The following is a 16,903-nucleotide window of genomic DNA, read 5'->3' on the forward strand; positions in this document are numbered from 1 at the left end:
TTGCATGACTAATCACGCGTTGCTTCTGGTCAACCTGGGCTCTCCAGCCTCCACTTCGGTGGCGGATGTGCGCAGCTACCTCAATCAGTTTCTGATGGACCCGTACGTGATCGACCTGCCATGGCCGGTGCGACGCTTACTGGTGTCGCTGATTCTGATCAAGCGCCCGGAACAGTCGGCCCACGCCTACGCCTCGATCTGGTGGGAGGAAGGCTCGCCGCTGGTGGTGCTCAGTCGCCGCCTGCAACAGGCGATGACCTCACAGTGGACCCACGGGCCGGTGGAGCTGGCGATGCGTTACGGCGAGCCGTCGATTGAAACGAAGCTGCTGCAACTTGTTGCTGAAGGGCACACACGAATTACCCTCGCACCGCTGTATCCGCAGTTCGCCGACAGCACCGTGACCACGGTGATCGAGGAAGCCAGGCGGGTCATACGGGAAAAGAAACTCGACGTGCAACTGTCGATCCTTCAGCCGTTCTACGATCAGCCGGAATACCTCGATGCGTTGGTGGCGAGTGCCAAGCCGCATCTGGCGCAGGACCATGATCATCTGCTGCTGAGCTTCCACGGTCTGCCGGAACGGCACCTGACGAAACTCGACCCGAGCGGCCAGCATTGCTTCAAAAATGAGGATTGCTGCAAGAACGCGTCGTCGGAGGTATTGGCTACCTGCTACCGCGCGCAGTGCCTGCGCACGGCTTCCGAGTTTGCCAAGCGTATGGGACTGGCAGACGGCAAGTGGTCGGTATCGTTCCAGTCGCGCCTGGGCCGGGCGAAGTGGATCGAACCCTACACCGAAGCGCGCCTGGATGAATTGGCGGGTATGGGCGTGAGGAAGGTGTTGGTGATGTGCCCGGCGTTCGTGGCTGATTGCATCGAAACGCTTGAAGAGATTGGTGATCGCGGGCGGGAACAGTTTCGGGAGGCGGGGGGCGAGGAGTTGGTGCTGGTGCCGTGTCTTAACGATGATCCGCAGTGGGCGCGGGCGTTGGCCGCGTTGTGCGAACGAGCGCCGTTGGCCCTTTAAAAGCATCGCCGGCAAGCCGGCGATAGCGTCATAAGCCCTGACAAAAATCTACGGTTTACAACAACGGCTCATCCGCCTTCTTGTGCTTCCAGCTGTCATTCCCCGGCAGCAACAGGTTCAGTCCGATCGCCACCACCGCGCACAGCGCGATGCCTTTGAGGCCGAAGTCGTCCGGACCCGTGCCGGTGCCGACCAGCACGCCACCAATCCCGAACACCAGTGTCACCGAGACAATCACCAGATTGCGCGCTTCGCCGAGATCGATCTTGTGGCGGATCAGCGTGTTCATCCCCACCGCCGCGATCGAACCGAACAACAGGCACAAAATCCCGCCCATCACCGGCACCGGAATGCTTTGCAGCAGCGCGCCGAATTTGCCGACGAACGCCAGGCTGATGGCAAAGATCGCCGCCCAGGTCATGATTTTCGGGTTGTAGTTTTTGGTCAGCATCACCGCGCCTGTCACTTCGGCGTACGTGGTGTTGGGTGGGCCACCGAACAGACCGGCTGCGGTGGTGGCGATGCCATCGCCGAGCAGCGTGCGGTGCAGGCCGGGTTTCTTCAGGTAGTCACGACCGGTCACGCTACCCACGGCGATGACGCCGCCGATGTGTTCGATCGCCGGCGCCAGGGCCACCGGCACGATGAACAGAATCGCCTGCCAGTTGAATTCCGGCGCGGTGAAGTGCGGGATCGCGAACCACGGTGCAGCGGCAATCTTCGCGGTATCGACCACACCGAAATAGAACGCCATCGCAAAACCCACCAGCACGCCGGAGATGATCGGCACCAGGCGAAAAATGCCTTTGCCGAACACCGCGACGATCAGCGTGGTCAGCAGCGCCGGCATCGAGATCAGCATCGCCGTCTGGTAGTGAATCAGCTCGCTGCCGTCGCCGGCCTTGCCCATCGCCATGTTGGCGGCAATCGGCGCCATGGCCAGGCCGATGGAAATGATCACCGGACCAATCACCACCGGTGGCAGCAGGCGATCAATGAAGCCGGTGCCTTTAATCTTCACGGCGAGGCCGAGGAAGGTGTAGACGAAACCCGCCGCCATCACGCCGCCCATGGTCGCGGCGAGGCCGAACTGGCCCTTGGCGAGAATGATCGGGGTGATAAAGGCAAAACTCGAGGCGAGGAACACCGGCACCTGACGCCCGGTGACGATCTGGAACAGAATGGTCCCCAGGCCGGCGGTGAACAGCGCCACGTTCGGGTCGAGGCCGGTAATCAGCGGCATCAACACCAACGCGCCGAACGCCACGAACAGCATCTGAGCGCCGGACAGCACTGTGCGCCAGAGCGGATCGTTGAACTCTTGCTGCATGGTCACGCGTCCTTCTGCTTGGTGCCGAAGATCTTGTCACCGGCATCGCCCAGGCCCGGGATGATGTAACCGTGCTCGTTGAGCTTCTCGTCGATGGACGCGGTGTAGATAATCACGTCGGGGTGCGCCTTCTCCACGGCGGCGATGCCTTCTGGAGCGGCGACCAGCACCATCGCGCGGATGTCGCGGCAACCGGCTTTTTTCAGCAGGTCGATGGTGGCGACCATGGAGCTGCCGGTGGCGAGCATCGGGTCGATGATCATCGCCAGGCGTTCGTTGATTTCCGGGACCAGTTTTTCCAGGTAGGTGTGGGCTTGCAATGTCTGTTCGTTGCGGGCCACGCCCACGGCGCTGACTTTGGCGCCCGGAATCAGGCTGAGTACGCCTTCGAGCATGCCGATGCCGGCGCGCAGGATAGGTACCACCGTAATTTTCTTGCCGGCGATTTTCTCGACCGACACCGTGCCGCACCAGCCTTCGATGTCGTAGGATTCCAACGGCAGGTCTTTGGTCGCTTCATAGGTCAGCAGGGCGCCGACTTCCTGGGCGAGTTCACGGAAATTCTTGGTGCTGATGTCTGCGCGGCGCATCAGGCCAAGTTTATGACGGATCAGCGGATGGCGGATCTCGAGGATGGGCATGGGAAAGGCTCCGGCGGCGGGCAAAAAAACCGGCCTAGATTAATCTATCCGAGGGTGTTGTCCTATAGACATAGAGTACGTTAGTCCACAAACGCTTGATCTGGCCGGGCGGGATGCGTACCTTTGCCCGCTTTTCCTGATTCCGCCATTCCTTGGAGAGCACCATGTCCGCTGATCTCGAGCATATCCGTCAAATCATGCGAGAGGCTGACTGCCTGTACACCGAAGCTGACGTCGAGGCGGCCATCGCCCGCGTCGGTGCACACATCAACGAACAACTGGCGGACACTAACCCGGTGGTGTTCTGTGTGATGAACGGCGGGCTGATTTTCGCCGGCAAGCTGCTGACCCATCTGCACTTCCCGCTGGAAGCGTCCTACCTGCACGCCACCCGTTATCGCAACGAAACCAGCGGCGGCGACCTGTTCTGGAAAGCCAAGCCGGAAGTCTCGTTCATCGACCGTGACGTGCTGATCATCGACGACATCCTCGACGAAGGCCACACCCTGGGCGCGATCATCGACTTCTGCAAACATGCCGGCGCGCGCAAAGTGCACACCGCCGTGTTGATCGACAAGGACCACGACCGCAAGGCTCGCCCGGACCTGAAAGCCGATTTTGTCGGCCTGCCGTGCATCGACCGTTACATCTTCGGTTACGGCATGGACTACAAAGGCTACTGGCGCAACGCCAACGGGATTTACGCTGTTAAAGGAATGTAAGCACATGGCAGCGCCGAGCTTTCTGGATCAAACCCTGTTCAATGAATTGGCCGAGAAAGCTGCAGCCAATCCGCGCGGGCGTCAGCACCACAACTTTCATCAGATGGAAGAACCTTGTCATCGCATGGCGGTGGGGTTGCAGCCGAGTACCTATATAGCGCCGCATCGGCACCTGGCGGGCGACAAGGCTGAAACCCTGCTGGTCCTCAGAGGGCGCCTCGGCGTGTTGATCTTCGATGAGTCCGGCGCGGTGGTGAACAAGCGGGTTCTGGCGGCGGGCGGCGACTGCATCGGCGTGGACCTGCCAACCGGCGTGTTTCATGGTTTGGTGGTGCTGGAAGCCGACAGCCTGATGTTCGAGTGCAAGGCCGGGCCTTATCGTCCGGTCAGCGACGGAGAGCTGGCGCACTGGGCGCCGCGCGAAGGCGAGCCGGGCGTGACCGAGTATCAGGCCTGGATGCGCGCGCAGTTCGATTGAGGCCCTCGCTGCTACAGGGATGCGTTACAGTTCCGGGTATCTACGTTCGGAGCCCGCCATGAGCCTTTTGATCCGCAGTTGCGTCACCTTGTTGCTGGCCCTCAGCCTGCCACTAACCGCCGCGCCGGCGCCGATGCACGCGCAGTTCCTGCCTCCGGATGACCTGACCCTGCGTGACGCCGAAGCTGAACAGCAGCAGTTGATGCAGGTGACCGAGTATTCGGTGGTGGTCGGCAGTCAGCGCCAGTCCAACCAGCAACCGATCCCGGTCACGTCTCCGCTGCTGATCCGCCTCAAGGGCAAATCGTTGAACAAGGGCGCAACCATCAATCAGGTGTTGGTCAACTTCGATGGCGAAAGCAAAAGCCTGAAAAAGCCGATCTACGACGACAAGAGCAAAACCCTCACGTTGTTTTACCCGCTGGCCCACTACCGGGTGGTGATCGACTTGTTGCGCAATGACACGGTGTATTGCCAGTTCCTCAGCTACGCCAACGGCCACATCTGGGCCGATCTGCACACCGCAGCCGCTCGTCCGCGTTGAGCCTGACGGCCAGTGAGGGGTAAACTGCCTGCCCCGTGAAATGTCTGCGAGCTGGAGTCGGCAATGCGTAAAGATAAGAAACAAGTGATTGGTGACGAGATCGGCGATGAGCAGATCAAGCTGTTTCTCGATTTCGAGCCGGTCGACGCCACTTCGCCGTCCCTGCACAAACTGATCAAAGCCTACCGTGGCCTGCGCATCGACGACTTCGAGCGCTTCCTGACGTTCTTCGTCGAGGCTGGTTTTGATCTGGACGGCAAGGATGAACACGGCAATGACTTCATCGCGGTGATCAAGGATCAGCGCAATGCGGCCGAGTACATCGAGTTGATCGAAAAAGCCCGGGGCTGACGCAACACCCGCTTCATGCATAAAAAAACGCCCCGAGGGGCGTTTTTTTTTATGCGCGACGATCAAGCGAAGCTGGGTGTCTCGCTGCTTTCTTCAACCAGTTCCAGCGCGATGTTGTTCTGCGTGTTGATCTTGCGATACAGCGCAGCATCGGTTTCCAGAACTTTTTCCCGCGCCGGGAAGATTTCCGCCAGTTTGGCCGCCCACTCGCCGGACGCTTTGGCCGGGAAGCATTTCTCGATCAGCTCGAGCATGATCGATACAGTCACCGACGCGCCTGGCGAAGCGCCGAGCAGGGCCGCGAGGGTACCGTCCTTGGCCGACACCAGTTCGGTGCCGAATTGCAGGACGCCGCCCTTTTTCGGGTCTTTCTTGATGATCTGCACCCGTTGGCCGGCCACTTCCAGGCGCCAGTCTTCGGCTTTCGCTTCAGGGTAGAAACGACGCAGCGAGTCCAGGCGTTGCTCCATCGATTGCATCACTTCGCTGACCAGGTATTTGGTCAGGTCCATGTTGTTTTTCGCCACGGCCAGCATCGGCCCGATGTTGCCGGCGCGAACCGACAGCGGCAGGTCCATGAAGGAGCCGTGCTTGAGGAACTTGGTGGTGAAACCGGCATAAGGTCCGAACAGCAGGGACTTGTTGCCATCGACCACGCGGGTGTCCAAATGCGGCACGGACATCGGTGGCGAGCCCACGGCAGCCTGGCTATAAACCTTGGCTTGGTGGTGTTTGACCACGTCCGGGTTGTCGCAACGCAGCCACTGGCCGCTGATCGGGAAGCCGCCGAAGCCTTTGCTTTCTTCGATGCCCGAGGCTTGCAGCAACGGCAATGCCGCGCCGCCCGCGCCGAGGAACACGAACTTGGCGTCGACTTCGCGGGTACTGCCGCTGTTGACGTCCTTGATGCTGACGGTCCAGCCGCCGTTGTTGCGCTTCAAGCCGGTCACGCGCTTGCAGTACTTGACCTGCGCATCGGGTGCGCTGGTCAGGTGCTTGAGCAACTGGTTGGTCAGTGCGCCGAAGTTGACGTCGGTGCCGTTCATCACGCGGGTCGCGGCGATGACTTCGTCAGCCGGACGACCGGGCATCATCAACGGCATCCAGTCAGCCATTTTTGCCTTGTCTTCGGTGTATTCCATGTCCGAGAAGGCGTGGTGCCTGCTCAGCACATTGAAGCGTTCCTTGAGGAAGGAAACGCCGCCGTCGCCCTGCACGAAGCTCAGGTGAGGCACCGGACTGATAAAGGTCTTGCACGAGCCGAAGGTGCTTTTTTTGGTCAGGTACGACCAGAACTGTTTCGACACTTCAAACTGAGTGTTGATGTGCACGGCTTTCTTGATGTCGACGGTGCCGTCGGCAGCCTGCGGTGTGTAATTGAGCTCACACAGCCCAGCGTGACCGGTACCGGCGTTGTTCCACGGGTTCGAACTCTCCGCGGCACCGGAATCCATCAGCTCGACGACTTCCAGCTTGATTGCGGGGTCGAGCTCTTTGAGCAGTACAGCGAGGGTGGCACTCATGATGCCGGCCCCAACCAGTACTACGTCGACTGCTTCGTTATGCGCCATTTAACGCGTCTCCAAAATCTGCAGCACCAAATTGTCGGCATGGCTGCCAGGCGTTCCGGGGCGTGTCAGTGAAGCCCCAGGTTCCCGCGGCAGAGTTGCCATGTCCGAATCTTCGCAATTTATCGCAACTTCGACGGACGCTACCGGCCGGGTCAATGAGGTCTATGAACTCATTTCAACACGCGACTGGCAATTCGACTTATGGTCGAGACATCCGTTTGTGCAACCAAATCCGTAGCGGACAGGCTTCAGGCTCCGGTGTTCGAGGAGTGCTCGGTCCTGTGTCGTTGGGCTGTTCCAGACGCTAATGGTGCATGTTCAGACGCAAAACTATTCATTTGCTCGCCACACTCTTGTGAAGTTGTGAAAACCCGTTTTTTTCACGCTCTTTTGAAGACGTGAACCTCAAAAAAGGGCTGTCCCAGCCTGGCACCGTGCCCGCATGGATTGCCGCCATGGGATACATGACCGGCAAATCGGGCAAACAACTCGGTGGCCGAGCGTAATGACAGCTCTGCAGATTCGCGAAAAGTAGGGGTTTTGCTCAAGGAACAGCAAGCGCGCCAGCTTCACTCGATCTGTGTGGGCGGCTCTCTGTGGGCGGTGCGGGGTGTCAAATTCCAGTGCAATACCGAAACATTGACGATGCTGCGAGGCCCGATCAGGAGACGTCCTTATAATCGGGGGGAGATTGTATCTAAGAAACGCAGGGAAATGGGCGTGTTTAATGACTTTATTAGGCGTCTGGTCAGGTCGCCAACAGCTGTTGCGTCCGGGCGCCTGGCTGGCGCTGGCTGATACGGGCACCGGCGGGCAGGGGATGGTGCAGCCAGTTGAGGCGGATTTCTTCGATTTCGACCCAGCCATCGCCCATCGGTTGCAGGCTGCACTGCTTGAACGCCTGGCAATGACCATTGCGGTCGAGCAGGGCGAAGCAGCGGTGAAGCGGTCGTGGCGCGAACAGCGAGATGAGGTAGCGCATGGGAAATTACCGTGTGAGGTGACTGCTGTGAAGGTTGCCAGCGAGCCATGACGTGCACGTGTAACAGCGGTGACATCTGTGTGACAGGAACCGGCTGCGCAAGGGTTGGTCAGACATTTCAGTATTCACTGTGAGGCGCTGGTTACCCACAGTGGCGCACCGCTATACTGCCGGCCTGTTTGTGCCTGATTCTGGAGAGAAGAGCATGTTGCAACGCTTGTTGTTCGGTTTGATCACTGTGACCAGTTTGACCCTGGTCGGCTGCGCCCACAGCCCGCAACAGCTGAACCCGGAGCCGAAGCTGACCACTCAGCTGGCGCCGGTCGGTCATGGCCAGCAGGTCGTGGTTCGGGTGGTTGATGGTCGTCCTTCGCCTACCCTGGGGACCCGTGGTGGTTTGTATCCTGAGACCAGCGCAATCACCGTTCAGGGCGCGCAGGTCCTGCCGAAGTTGCAGGCTCAAGCGGAAGCCGCCGTACGCTTGCTGGGCTTCACGCCGGTGTCCAACGGCATGAATGCGCCGCAATTGACCGTGACCCTGGCCGAGCTTAAGTATCAGTCGCCTAAAGAAGGCATGTACGTGACCGAAGCGACCATCGGCGCGACGTTCCGCTCCGACGTGCAGAATGCCAACCGCCGTTACAGCGGTCGCTACGGTGCGTCCCTGGATCAGCGTTTCGGCATGGCGCCGAATCAGGAAACCAACACCAAGCTGGTCAGCGATGTGCTGAGTGACGCGTTGACGCGTCTGTTCAAGGACCCGACCGTGGGTCAGATTCTCGGCGAATAACCTGTCGCGAGACCCAAAAAAAGCCCGGTGCCAGCAATGGCCCCGGGCTTTTTTCATGTCACTGTCTCGTCCTGAATAAGGTTTACACCTTCTGACTTCTTATCAGCAAGGTGCAATGGATACGGGCGGCGTCACGCGGCTTGCGAGTAAAACTCCAGCACACTCACGCCCGTTAGCAGATCCGCTTCCGGCAGATCCGCGTGTTGATGCCCGCCCAGCGCGCAATACACCAGCCAATGGCGATCCTGGACGTTGAACGCGAGGCTGCCGACCAATGTTTGTTGTTCGTCGCTTTGAGCTATGAGGTAGAGGCGGTCCTGGTTTTCGGCGTGCAGCATGACAGTGTCCGTGTCGGTTTTGATGGGGCGTGAGACTGGCGTATTCAGATGACGAAGTCGTGACGCAGGACAGCAATCGGCCAAATGGTGAGTTATTTGTCGTAAAACCCGGGCACGAGGGACGACTTTCGGTAAAATCCGCCGCGGTCGTCGGTCCGGCGCCTGCCACAGCTGCTTTATCCGAGGTTTGTGATGTCGCTGCACTTGATGACGCTGTTTACCGCCCATCCCGCCAAATTGATCAACCTGCTGGCCTTGCTCTTGGCCTTTCCCGGCAGTTGGCTGCTGCATGCGACGCGTCGTCGTGAACAACGGGCGCGAGCCAGTCTGGCCGCCCAGCTTCATAGTCGTCCGACGGAGCAAGCCAGCCTGGACTGGGCGACCTTGCGCATGAACCGGTTTTTCTATCGCTTCGGTTTCGCCTGCCTGGTGCTGGCGTTGCTGGTGTCGTGGGTCAGCACGCGCGTCTGAATACGCCGCAACCTGAATGGGTGTGCGGGCTTGTATCCAGTTCGAAGTTACAGCGGCAGTTACAACGGCAACCCGGCCTTCACCCGGTACTGATTACGCACCGGCGTAGCGTATTGCAGCACCATGAACGGACGATGCTCTTCAGGGCATTCACCCAACCGACGCAGCCATTCTTCCTGAGCCTTGGCCAGTTCGTCGGCCGCAAACACTTCAGCCGCTTTCGGCACCTGCAACTGCGGGTCGGCGTCTTTCCACTGGGCGTACGCCAGGTAGTGCACCGGGAACAAGCGGTAGCCGCCGAGGATCTGCTTGTCCATCTCGACCGCCAATTGCTTGGTGTCTTCGAACAGCTCACTGATCGGCGCGGCGAAGTTCACATGGACGCGGCCCTTGTAGCCGGTGATGCCTTTGGCGATGCTCACATCGTCCTCGCCCGGCACTTTGCAATAGCTGCCGGTGGTGGCGCGAATGAATAGCTCGCGCGCCTTGGCCTGGTCGCACGGGTCGTATTCGTAGCTGATCGACACCGGGGTGACGTTCAACGAGCGGATGACTTCGCCGAACGGCTCGTCCTTGCGGCTCATGTGGAACATCTTGAGGATCGCTGACTCGGTGCGGTCGTCGCCATCCTTGGCCCGGCCTTCCGCCTGGGCGATCCAGATCGAGGCGCAATCGTTGCGGATCGAGTGGTTGATGTAGGCCGACAGCAGGTTATAAGCCGCCATCTTTTCCCGGCGACCGGTAATCGAACGGTGAACGATGAAGCTCTTGTTCAGGCGCATCAGGTCGCTGACGAAGGGTTTTTGCAGCAGGTTGTCGCCGATCGCGATCCGCGGTGTCGGCAGGCCGGCGTGATACACGGCGTAGTTGACGAATGCCGGGTCCATCACGATATCGCGGTGGTTGGCGATGAACAGGTAGGCGCTGCCGGACTTGAACTGCTCGACGCCGGTGTAGGTCACACCGTCCGTGGCGCGTTCGATGGTGTGGTCGACGTAATACTCGACTTTGTCCTGCAGCGTGGCCACCGAATTGATGCCGGCGAACTCACGGCGCAACCGATGAGCTATAAGAGGTTTGAGCATCCAGCCGAAAGCACCGGCATAGCGCGGGAAACGGAAGTGAATGAGGATATCTAGAAATGCCTTGTCGCCGAGCAGACGGTTCAGTACCGCTGGGACTTCGCTATCGTCGTAAGGTCGGATGGCATCGAATTCGCCCATCATGCTCTCTTGTTAGAAACGGCTAGGGTAAGTAAAGGTTTTGATCGAAAACCAACGGGGCGCGGTCTGAAAAAGTAGCCAGACAGCCCTGCAAATAGACCGGCGATTATACGCACAAGTCACCCGGGAGACCGCGATGCTGGAAACCGAGCGCTACGAATGTCCGTATTGTGGTGAAGAGGGCGAGGCCCTGCTGGATTTGTCCGGCGGCGATCAGACCTATATCGAGGATTGTCCGGTGTGTTGTCGCCCCATAACCTTCGTCCTGCAGACCGACGGTCACGAATGGTTGCTCGAAGTTCGCAGTGAAAATGAATGAAAGGGGCATTCCATGCAGCGAATCTATGAACCGGAAAACCTGATGGAAGGTGAGTTGCTGCAAAGCATGCTGGCCAGCGAGGGCGTCGAGGCGCATCTGGTCGGGCGCGATCTGCTCGGCGGCACAGGTGAATTGCCAATCTTCGGGCTGTTGGGATTGTCGGTCGATAACGACCAGGCCGAATACGCCCGGGAGTTGATCACCGCGTACAATGCCGCGCTGCCAATGCCCGGTGATGAACCGGAGAGCTTTCCCGGCACGCTGGTCTGTTAGGCTGGCGGTCGTTTTATCAAGAGTCGTGTTGCCCCATGTGTGGACGTTATGCCCTGTTTCGCTGGAACCCCGCCTTCGCGGCCCTGCCTGGCTTCCCCGCCGATCAGCAGGCCCAGTGGAATATTTCCCCCAACGATTCGGTGTTGATGCTGCGTGCCGGCGTCGATGGACAGCGTGAGTTGGCGCGCGCGCGCTGGGGTTTGACGCCGCCATGGCTGACCGATCTGTCGCGCACGCCGGCTCATGCCCGCGCCGAAACCGTTGCTGAACAGCCGATGTTTCGTCAGGCCCTGCGCGAGCGCCGGTGCCTGCTGCCGGCCAATGGTTTTTACGAATGGCGCGGCACCACCCGCAAACGCCCGTATTGGCTGACGCCGGGGGAGGGCTCGGCGCTGTTTTTTGCAGCGATCTGGGAAGCCTATCCGGTGCAGGAACAGGTGTGGTTGAGCACGGCGGTGATCACGCAGCCGGCGGCGAGTCAGCGCCGGCCATTGATTCTGGATGCGGCGGGGCAAGACGCCTGGCTCGATCCCGAAACACCGCTGCATGTGTTGCAGGGGTTGCTGGCCAGTGAGCCCGTGGCGTTGCGCGAGCGGGTGTTGGCGAATCTGCTGAATGATCCGAAATTGAATGGGCCGGAGTGTATTACCCCCGGCTGATGCGTCTTCGGATCAAACCTTGAACTGATTGATCAACCGTCGCTGCTGCTCGGCCAATTTGGTCAGGTCCGCACTTGCCGCGCTCGACTCATCCGCGCCGCCCGCCACTTCGTTGGCCACTTGCCCGATGTTGATCACGTTCCGGTTGATGTCATCCGCCACCGCGCTCTGCTCCTCGGCAGCACTGGCAATCTGGTTGTTCATGTCGTTGATCACCGACACCGCCTGAGTAATCGCATCCAGCGCTTGAGCCGCCTTCGCCGCGTGCTGCACGCTTTCGTCAGTACGGTTCTGGCTGTCTTCCATCACCCGCACCACATCGCGCGTGCCTTGTTGCAGGTGCTGGATCATGGTCTGAATTTCTTCGGTGGCCTTCTGGGTTTTCTGCGCCAGGTTGCGCACTTCATCGGCCACCACCGCAAAACCCCGGCCCTGTTCACCGGCGCGTGCCGCTTCGATCGCCGCGTTCAACGCCAGCAAGTTGGTCTGCTCGGCAATCCCGCGAATGGCGGTGAGGATCGCGTTGATGTTCTCGCTGTCCTTGGCCAGGGTTTGAACTACGCTCACGGCCTTGCCGATTTCCAATGCCAGTACGCCGATCGAGTTCGACGTATCCAGCACGATCTGTTTGCCTTGAGCCGCTGCCTGGTCGGCATGGCTGGCTGCCTGCGCCGCCTGGGTCGCGTTGCGCGCCACGTCCTGGGCGGTGGCGGTCATTTCATGCACCGCTGTGGCCACCTGGTCGATCTCGGCCATTTGTTTTTGTACGCCGATATTGGTGCGGATGGCGATGTCGGCGGTGTGTTCCGATGAATCGCTCACGCTCTGCACCGACGTCACCACTTGGCTAATCATCGCCTGCAACTTGGCGAGGAAGGTGTTGAAACCCTTGGCGATCGAACCCAGTTCGTCGGTACGGTCGCTGGTCAGCCGGCGGGTCAGGTCGCCTTCACCTTTGGCAATGTCGTCGAGCATGGCGACCATCTGTTTCAGCGGACGGGCGATGCCGTGGCCCACCAGCCAGATCACCAGCAGGCCAATGCCGGCAATCAGCAGGCCGACCATGGCCATGCCAAAGGTGTCGGATTTGCGTTGGTTGTTCAGGTCGGCCTGGAGTTTTTGCAGGTCGGCCATGACCGCGTCCAGCGGCAGTTGCAGCATCAGCGTCCAGCGCGCATCGGTCTGGCCGACGCCGAACGGCAGGTACAACTCGATACGGCCTTGGGCCTTGTCGACGGTATAGGTCACTTCGCCGCGTTTCAGATTGGCCATGTTGGCGATCTGCTGACTGTCGAGAATGTCGCTGACCTTCTCGCCGAATTTGCTCGGGTCCTTGGTATACGCAACGATCCGGCCGTTGCCGCCGATCAGCGCCATGACGCCCGAGCCGTTGTACAGTTTCTGGTTCGCGCCCAGGAGCATTTCCTGGATGAAGTTCACCGACAGGTCGGCGCCGACGATGCCCTGGAACTGGCCGTTGAGCATGATCGGTTCAATAAAGGAGGCGAGCATGACGATCTTGTCGCCGACCTTGTAGGGCGCCGGATCGATCACGCAGGATTTTTTGGTTTCTTTCGAGCACAGGTAATACTCGCTGGCGCGCACGCCAGTGGACAGGGTTTTCTGGTCGTCGACGTCCACCAGTTTATCCAGGCCCAGGCTGCCGTCTTCGTTGCGGAACCACCACGGCAGGAAGCGACCATTGCTGGCGTCGATGCCCACGACCTTGGTGTCGACGTACGCCGCGTCGTTATGGTCGAGAGCGTTTTTCTCCCAGCCAATGTAAGTGCCGAGGATTTTCGGGTTCTTGGCGACGTTTTCCTTGATCAGGCTGATCAACTGCTCACGGCTCAGGCTCAACTGCGGCTGGCCGTCGGGCCCCGGCGTGCCGATCAACGCGTTGATTCGGACCAGTCCGCCGGCAATCAGCAGCGGTGCTTCGAGTTCGCGCTGGATCTGGCTGACCTGGGTTTGCGCCAGTGACGTCAGGCGCTGTTCGATGACTTGCTCGAATTGCGCCTGGGTCCGCTCCTGAACCATGTCTTGCGTGCGCGCGCCGGAAAACAGCGCGTACAGCACCAGTGCTGCCACGACACTTAAAACGATGGCGCCGGCGAGGGCTGCCACGGAAAACTGGATCGACTTGAATTTCATGGGTGCTCCGCACGCAAGAGGACGTCTGCGCTGGTGTATCGGCAAGGCGTTCGAGGTCCATGAGCGAGGCAAGGCGAAATGGTGGTTTTGGAGCGGTTGATGTCGCAATTGAATCATTGCGAGCGGTTACCGGCCGTGGCGGCGGTGGGTATGTGAATTTTTTCTTGCAGCGCTGAGAGCTTTGTCTGAAATGTGCGTCTACACATCTGTTGTATCTGGCGTGGATACAATTCCACGCCTAGGATACGCGGCATGTTTTCAGGGAGTTTCCAGATGAACAAGACTTTGGTTGTGTGTGCGCTGAGCGCAGGTTTGCTGCTCGCCGGTTGTCAGTCGGTCAACACTACCAGCGGCGGTGCCGTGGGCGTGGAGCGCAAGCAGTACATGTTCAGCATGTTGTCCACGGACGAGGTCAACCAGATGTACGCCCAGTCCTATCAAAAGACTGTGGGCGAGGCGAGCACCAAAGGCGTGCTGGACAAGACCAGTGCCGAGGCCAAGCGTGTGCAGGCGATTGCCGATCGGCTGATTGCCCAGGCGCCGGTTTTCCGTCCGGACTCGGCCCAGTGGAAATGGGAGGTCAACCTGATCAAGAGCGACGAGCTCAACGCCAACTGCGGGCCTGGGGGCAAGATCATTTTCTATACCGGGCTGATCGACAGCCTGAAACTCACCGACGATGAAATCGCCGCGGTCATGGGCCATGAAATCGCCCACGCCTTGCGCGAGCACGGTCGCGAAGCCATGTCCAAGGCGTACGGCATCGAAATGGCCAAGCAGGGCGCCGGTGCTTTGTTCGGCCTCGGCCAGGACAGCCTGGCTTTGGCGGACACCGTGGCCAACTACGGCATGACACTGCCCAACAGCCGAGCCAATGAAAACGAAGCCGACCTGATCGGTCTGGAACTGGCGGCCCGCGCCGGTTACAACCCGAACGCTGCAATCACCCTGTGGAACAAGATGAGCAAGGCCTCGGAAGGTTCTCCACCGGAGTTCATGAGCACGCACCCGGCGTCGACCAGTCGGATTGCTTCGTTGCAGGCAGCGATTCCGAAGGTGATGCCGCTTTACAACAGCAGCAAGCAATAAGCGGCAAGCGGCAAGCTCGAAGCTCAAAGCAGATTTGCGCTGCTTGGAGCCTGTAGCTTGCCGCTTATAGCTGCTCTAAACCCACCCGCTGCTCTGCATCGCCTTGTACACCGCGACAATCGCCAGGATGAAGAACGCCGACGCCGCCAGTCGACGAATCAACGTCAATGGCAACTTATCCGCCGCAAAATTACCCGCAAGAACAACGGGCACGTTGGCAATCAACATGCCGACGGTGGTGCCGATGATCACCAGCCACAATTCCGGGTACTGCGCAGCGAGCATCACCGTGGCGACTTGGGTTTTGTCGCCCATTTCCGCGAGGAAAAACGCGATCAGCGTCGTCAGGAACGGTCCGTACTTGCGGGCAGTGCTGGCTTCGTCGTCATCCAGCTTGTCCGGCACCAGGGTCCACAACGCGGTCGCGGTGAAACTCGCGGCGAGAATCCAGTGCAACATCGCATTCGAGAAGAAACTGCCGACCCAGGCGCCAACCACTCCGGCTGCCGCGTGGTTGGCCAGGGTGGCGGCGACGATGCCGGCGATGATCGGCCACGGTTTGCGGAAACGGGCAGCGAGAATGAGCGCGAGCAGTTGCGTCTTGTCGCCGATTTCGGCCAAGGCAACGATTGCGGTGGGAACGAGAAGTGAATCCAGCATCAGGGTTTTCCTAAGGGGCGGGTCGACACGGCTATGACACGTACAGCCTTCCCGCCCCGGGTAAGGTGTTCGTGTCATAGGTCTTGTCAAACCCTGGCGATCCGTCTGATGCGGACGCTTGGGTCGCATACGCCATGGTCTGAGGACCAAGTATGTTGACGTATGCCGGACGAGCATGGCGCTCGTGGGAGACTACTCCCCTAGGACGGAGCGGATTCTGCCTAGGCAAATCCGATTGGGCAAGCCTCTTTTTAAAATGAAGTGCTAGCCGCGTTTGGCTCGATAGATTCTGAAACCCTGCCCTTCAGCCTTGACCGCACACACGCCCAAATGCTCTTCGATCAGCGGTTGATACTTGAGGAAGCTGTTGGCAACTAGCCGTAGTTCGCCGCCGTTTTTCAAATGTTTCGCTGCTTTTCGCAGCAAGTTCTCAGTAGCGAGATAGTCCGTGTGCACGCCGACATGGAAGGGCGGGTTGCTCAAAATCGCGCTCAAACCCATCGGTGCCGCGTCGATTCCGTCACCGGTAATCACGTCCGCTTCCAGACCATTGGCCGCCAGCGTCAAGCGACTGCTGGCCGCTGCGAATGCGTCCACATCGAGCAACGTGACCTGATTGTGCGGATAGCGACGCTTGACCGCGGCGCCTAACACACCCGCGCCACAGCCGAAGTCCAGCAAGTGACCACTCGGCAATTTATCCAGATGCTCCAGCAACAATGCGCTGCCACGATCCAGCCGACCGTGACTGAACACGCCCGGCAGGCTGATGACTTTCAGTGGACCTTCGGCCAGTGGCAATTCATAAGTCTGCGCCAGGCTTTCCAGGGATTTGGCTGCTGGCGCATTGGCCACCGTGACCAGCCAGAGCTGGCAATGACGCGCGCTGTCGAGCTTGCGCGGCTTGCCGAATGGGCTTAGCTGTTTGGCCGCGCCTTCGATGCCGCTGCGTTTTTCCCCCACCAGGTACAGCTCGCGCCCGGCCAGGCGCGAGGCGAGGGCATTGAGAATGTAATCGGTAAGGTCCTTGGACTTGGGCAGAAACACCACCGCGGCGTCGAACTCGCGCTCAGGCGCCGTCACGCCAAAATGGCTGTGCTCGGCGAAGCGAGCGTCCAGCGTGGCCTGGTCACCGGCGTGCCAGCACCAGCCGTGAGCGTTGGGCAGACGACTGAGCAAATCATCGGCGGGCAAGCCGGCCAGCAGCACCGAACCCTGAAACAACTCAGGCTGACGGAGCAGTACTTCACTGCGCGGATCCATGTTCTGCTCTCTGAA

The 16,903-nt window shown here is 59.8% G+C and carries 20 protein-coding genes and 1 riboswitch; of the genes, 11 read left to right on the forward strand and 9 right to left on the reverse strand.

Annotation, left to right across the window (positions count from 1 at the left end; genetic code table 11):
* Positions 1-4: 4 nt before the first annotated feature.
* Positions 5-1,030: a ferrochelatase gene (gene hemH, locus ACYZT4_RS25665; protein WP_461983748.1), complete on the forward strand. Its 1,026-nt coding sequence runs from the start codon at positions 5-7 to the stop codon at positions 1,028-1,030.
* A gap of 55 nt (positions 1,031-1,085) precedes the next feature.
* Here hemH and ACYZT4_RS25670 read toward each other — a convergent pair whose 3' ends face one another.
* Positions 1,086-2,360 carry a uracil-xanthine permease family protein gene (locus ACYZT4_RS25670; RefSeq protein ID WP_150713970.1) on the reverse strand — a complete coding sequence of 425 codons (1,275 nt, stop codon included), beginning with the start codon at positions 2,358-2,360 and terminating at the stop codon, positions 1,086-1,088.
* 2 nt (positions 2,361-2,362) lie between these two features.
* Positions 2,363-3,001: a uracil phosphoribosyltransferase gene (gene upp / locus ACYZT4_RS25675; protein ID WP_461983750.1), complete on the reverse strand. Its 639-nt coding sequence runs from the start codon at positions 2,999-3,001 to the stop codon at positions 2,363-2,365.
* Positions 3,002-3,165: 164 nt separating this feature from the next.
* On the opposite strand from upp, the gene ACYZT4_RS25680 reads away from it, so the two are divergent.
* The 4 genes from ACYZT4_RS25680 (at position 3,166) to ACYZT4_RS25695 (ending at position 5,096) form a co-directional block, all read left to right on the forward strand.
* Positions 3,166-3,723, forward strand: a complete 558-nt coding sequence (locus ACYZT4_RS25680) for a hypoxanthine-guanine phosphoribosyltransferase (RefSeq protein WP_461983752.1) — start codon at positions 3,166-3,168, stop codon at positions 3,721-3,723.
* A gap of 4 nt (positions 3,724-3,727) precedes the next feature.
* Complete coding sequence (locus tag ACYZT4_RS25685) at positions 3,728-4,201, forward strand: WbuC family cupin fold metalloprotein (RefSeq protein ID WP_461983753.1); 474 nt, start codon at positions 3,728-3,730, stop codon at positions 4,199-4,201.
* A gap of 58 nt (positions 4,202-4,259) precedes the next feature.
* On the forward strand, positions 4,260-4,745 hold the full coding sequence (locus ACYZT4_RS25690; RefSeq protein ID WP_461983755.1) for a hypothetical protein: 486 nt from the start codon (positions 4,260-4,262) through the stop codon (positions 4,743-4,745).
* Between the two features lie 63 nt (positions 4,746-4,808).
* Entirely contained in the window at positions 4,809-5,096 is a 288-nt protein-coding gene (locus tag ACYZT4_RS25695; RefSeq protein WP_461983757.1) for a PA4642 family protein, read from the forward strand.
* 62 nt (positions 5,097-5,158) lie between these two features.
* On the opposite strand, the gene mqo is transcribed toward ACYZT4_RS25695, so the two are convergent.
* Both mqo and ACYZT4_RS25705 read right to left on the reverse strand, forming a co-directional pair.
* Positions 5,159-6,667, reverse strand: a complete 1,509-nt coding sequence (gene mqo, locus ACYZT4_RS25700; protein WP_461983758.1) for a malate dehydrogenase (quinone) — start codon at positions 6,665-6,667, stop codon at positions 5,159-5,161.
* Positions 6,668-7,415: 748 nt separating this feature from the next.
* Complete coding sequence (locus ACYZT4_RS25705) at positions 7,416-7,649, reverse strand: hypothetical protein (protein WP_461983759.1); 234 nt, start codon at positions 7,647-7,649, stop codon at positions 7,416-7,418.
* 205 nt (positions 7,650-7,854) lie between these two features.
* On the opposite strand from ACYZT4_RS25705, the gene ACYZT4_RS25710 reads away from it, so the two are divergent.
* Positions 7,855-8,439 carry a YajG family lipoprotein gene (locus tag ACYZT4_RS25710; RefSeq protein ID WP_461983761.1) on the forward strand — a complete coding sequence of 195 codons (585 nt, stop codon included), beginning with the start codon at positions 7,855-7,857 and terminating at the stop codon, positions 8,437-8,439.
* Positions 8,440-8,570: 131 nt separating this feature from the next.
* Here the strand turns inward: ACYZT4_RS25710 and ACYZT4_RS25715 are convergent, their stop codons facing one another.
* Entirely contained in the window at positions 8,571-8,777 is a 207-nt protein-coding gene (locus ACYZT4_RS25715; RefSeq protein WP_008025908.1) for a hypothetical protein, read from the reverse strand.
* A gap of 192 nt (positions 8,778-8,969) precedes the next feature.
* Here ACYZT4_RS25715 and ACYZT4_RS25720 point away from each other — a divergent pair, with 192 nt between their 5' ends.
* On the forward strand, positions 8,970-9,248 hold the full coding sequence (locus ACYZT4_RS25720; protein WP_461983763.1) for a hypothetical protein: 279 nt from the start codon (positions 8,970-8,972) through the stop codon (positions 9,246-9,248).
* Positions 9,249-9,307: 59 nt separating this feature from the next.
* Here the strand turns inward: ACYZT4_RS25720 and ACYZT4_RS25725 are convergent, their stop codons facing one another.
* Positions 9,308-10,471, reverse strand: a complete 1,164-nt coding sequence (locus ACYZT4_RS25725) for a 1-acyl-sn-glycerol-3-phosphate acyltransferase (protein WP_461983764.1) — start codon at positions 10,469-10,471, stop codon at positions 9,308-9,310.
* Between the two features lie 136 nt (positions 10,472-10,607).
* On the opposite strand from ACYZT4_RS25725, the gene ACYZT4_RS25730 reads away from it, so the two are divergent.
* The 3 genes from ACYZT4_RS25730 to ACYZT4_RS25740 are packed head-to-tail and all read left to right on the forward strand — an operon-like array spanning position 10,608 to position 11,722.
* On the forward strand, positions 10,608-10,790 hold the full coding sequence (locus tag ACYZT4_RS25730) for a CPXCG motif-containing cysteine-rich protein (protein ID WP_461983766.1): 183 nt from the start codon (positions 10,608-10,610) through the stop codon (positions 10,788-10,790).
* A 12-nt stretch (positions 10,791-10,802) separates the two neighbouring features.
* Entirely contained in the window at positions 10,803-11,063 is a 261-nt protein-coding gene (locus tag ACYZT4_RS25735) for a putative signal transducing protein (protein ID WP_008025915.1), read from the forward strand.
* Between the two features lie 35 nt (positions 11,064-11,098).
* The gene (locus ACYZT4_RS25740) at positions 11,099-11,722 is read left to right on the forward strand and encodes an SOS response-associated peptidase (protein WP_461983768.1); all 624 of its coding nucleotides are present in this window, start codon (positions 11,099-11,101) and stop codon (positions 11,720-11,722) included.
* Positions 11,723-11,734: 12 nt separating this feature from the next.
* Here the strand turns inward: ACYZT4_RS25740 and ACYZT4_RS25745 are convergent, their stop codons facing one another.
* Positions 11,735-13,876, reverse strand: a complete 2,142-nt coding sequence (locus ACYZT4_RS25745) for a methyl-accepting chemotaxis protein (RefSeq protein ID WP_461983770.1) — start codon at positions 13,874-13,876, stop codon at positions 11,735-11,737.
* A 273-nt stretch (positions 13,877-14,149) separates the two neighbouring features.
* Between ACYZT4_RS25745 and ACYZT4_RS25750 the strand changes: the two genes are divergently transcribed.
* Positions 14,150-14,965, forward strand: coding sequence for a M48 family metallopeptidase (locus ACYZT4_RS25750; RefSeq protein ID WP_461983772.1), 816 nt, complete (start codon positions 14,150-14,152; stop codon positions 14,963-14,965).
* A gap of 75 nt (positions 14,966-15,040) precedes the next feature.
* On the opposite strand, the gene ACYZT4_RS25755 is transcribed toward ACYZT4_RS25750, so the two are convergent.
* On the reverse strand, positions 15,041-15,625 hold the full coding sequence (locus ACYZT4_RS25755) for a TMEM165/GDT1 family protein (protein ID WP_461983774.1): 585 nt from the start codon (positions 15,623-15,625) through the stop codon (positions 15,041-15,043).
* 88 nt (positions 15,626-15,713) lie between these two features.
* Positions 15,714-15,839: riboswitch (yybP-ykoY riboswitch) on the reverse strand.
* Positions 15,840-15,889: 50 nt separating this feature from the next.
* A complete protein-coding gene (locus ACYZT4_RS25760) occupies positions 15,890-16,888 on the reverse strand; it encodes a methyltransferase (protein ID WP_461983776.1) in 999 nt (332 codons plus the stop codon).
* Between the last annotated feature and the right edge of the window lie 15 nt (positions 16,889-16,903).

The sequence above is a fragment of the Pseudomonas sp. GB2N2 genome (genome assembly GCF_054897705.1).

What these genes read in the sequence shown, in the direction of transcription:
- hemH (WP_461983748.1), top strand. Translation starts at nt 5, where the DNA reads ATGACTAATCACGCGTTGCTTCTGGTCAACCTGGGCTCTCCAGCCTCC.
- ACYZT4_RS25670 (WP_150713970.1), bottom strand. Translation starts at nt 2,360, where the DNA reads ATGCAGCAAGAGTTCAACGATCCGCTCTGGCGCACAGTGCTGTCCGGC.
- upp (WP_461983750.1), bottom strand. Translation starts at nt 3,001, where the DNA reads ATGCCCATCCTCGAGATCCGCCATCCGCTGATCCGTCATAAACTTGGC.
- ACYZT4_RS25680 (WP_461983752.1), top strand. Translation starts at nt 3,166, where the DNA reads ATGTCCGCTGATCTCGAGCATATCCGTCAAATCATGCGAGAGGCTGAC.
- ACYZT4_RS25685 (WP_461983753.1), top strand. Translation starts at nt 3,728, where the DNA reads ATGGCAGCGCCGAGCTTTCTGGATCAAACCCTGTTCAATGAATTGGCC.
- ACYZT4_RS25690 (WP_461983755.1), top strand. Translation starts at nt 4,260, where the DNA reads ATGAGCCTTTTGATCCGCAGTTGCGTCACCTTGTTGCTGGCCCTCAGC.
- ACYZT4_RS25695 (WP_461983757.1), top strand. Translation starts at nt 4,809, where the DNA reads ATGCGTAAAGATAAGAAACAAGTGATTGGTGACGAGATCGGCGATGAG.
- mqo (WP_461983758.1), bottom strand. Translation starts at nt 6,667, where the DNA reads ATGGCGCATAACGAAGCAGTCGACGTAGTACTGGTTGGGGCCGGCATC.
- ACYZT4_RS25705 (WP_461983759.1), bottom strand. Translation starts at nt 7,649, where the DNA reads ATGCGCTACCTCATCTCGCTGTTCGCGCCACGACCGCTTCACCGCTGC.
- ACYZT4_RS25710 (WP_461983761.1), top strand. Translation starts at nt 7,855, where the DNA reads ATGTTGCAACGCTTGTTGTTCGGTTTGATCACTGTGACCAGTTTGACC.
- ACYZT4_RS25715 (WP_008025908.1), bottom strand. Translation starts at nt 8,777, where the DNA reads ATGCTGCACGCCGAAAACCAGGACCGCCTCTACCTCATAGCTCAAAGC.
- ACYZT4_RS25720 (WP_461983763.1), top strand. Translation starts at nt 8,970, where the DNA reads ATGTCGCTGCACTTGATGACGCTGTTTACCGCCCATCCCGCCAAATTG.
- ACYZT4_RS25725 (WP_461983764.1), bottom strand. Translation starts at nt 10,471, where the DNA reads ATGGGCGAATTCGATGCCATCCGACCTTACGACGATAGCGAAGTCCCA.
- ACYZT4_RS25730 (WP_461983766.1), top strand. Translation starts at nt 10,608, where the DNA reads ATGCTGGAAACCGAGCGCTACGAATGTCCGTATTGTGGTGAAGAGGGC.
- ACYZT4_RS25735 (WP_008025915.1), top strand. Translation starts at nt 10,803, where the DNA reads ATGCAGCGAATCTATGAACCGGAAAACCTGATGGAAGGTGAGTTGCTG.
- ACYZT4_RS25740 (WP_461983768.1), top strand. Translation starts at nt 11,099, where the DNA reads ATGTGTGGACGTTATGCCCTGTTTCGCTGGAACCCCGCCTTCGCGGCC.
- ACYZT4_RS25745 (WP_461983770.1), bottom strand. Translation starts at nt 13,876, where the DNA reads ATGAAATTCAAGTCGATCCAGTTTTCCGTGGCAGCCCTCGCCGGCGCC.
- ACYZT4_RS25750 (WP_461983772.1), top strand. Translation starts at nt 14,150, where the DNA reads ATGAACAAGACTTTGGTTGTGTGTGCGCTGAGCGCAGGTTTGCTGCTC.
- ACYZT4_RS25755 (WP_461983774.1), bottom strand. Translation starts at nt 15,625, where the DNA reads ATGCTGGATTCACTTCTCGTTCCCACCGCAATCGTTGCCTTGGCCGAA.
- ACYZT4_RS25760 (WP_461983776.1), bottom strand. Translation starts at nt 16,888, where the DNA reads ATGGATCCGCGCAGTGAAGTACTGCTCCGTCAGCCTGAGTTGTTTCAG.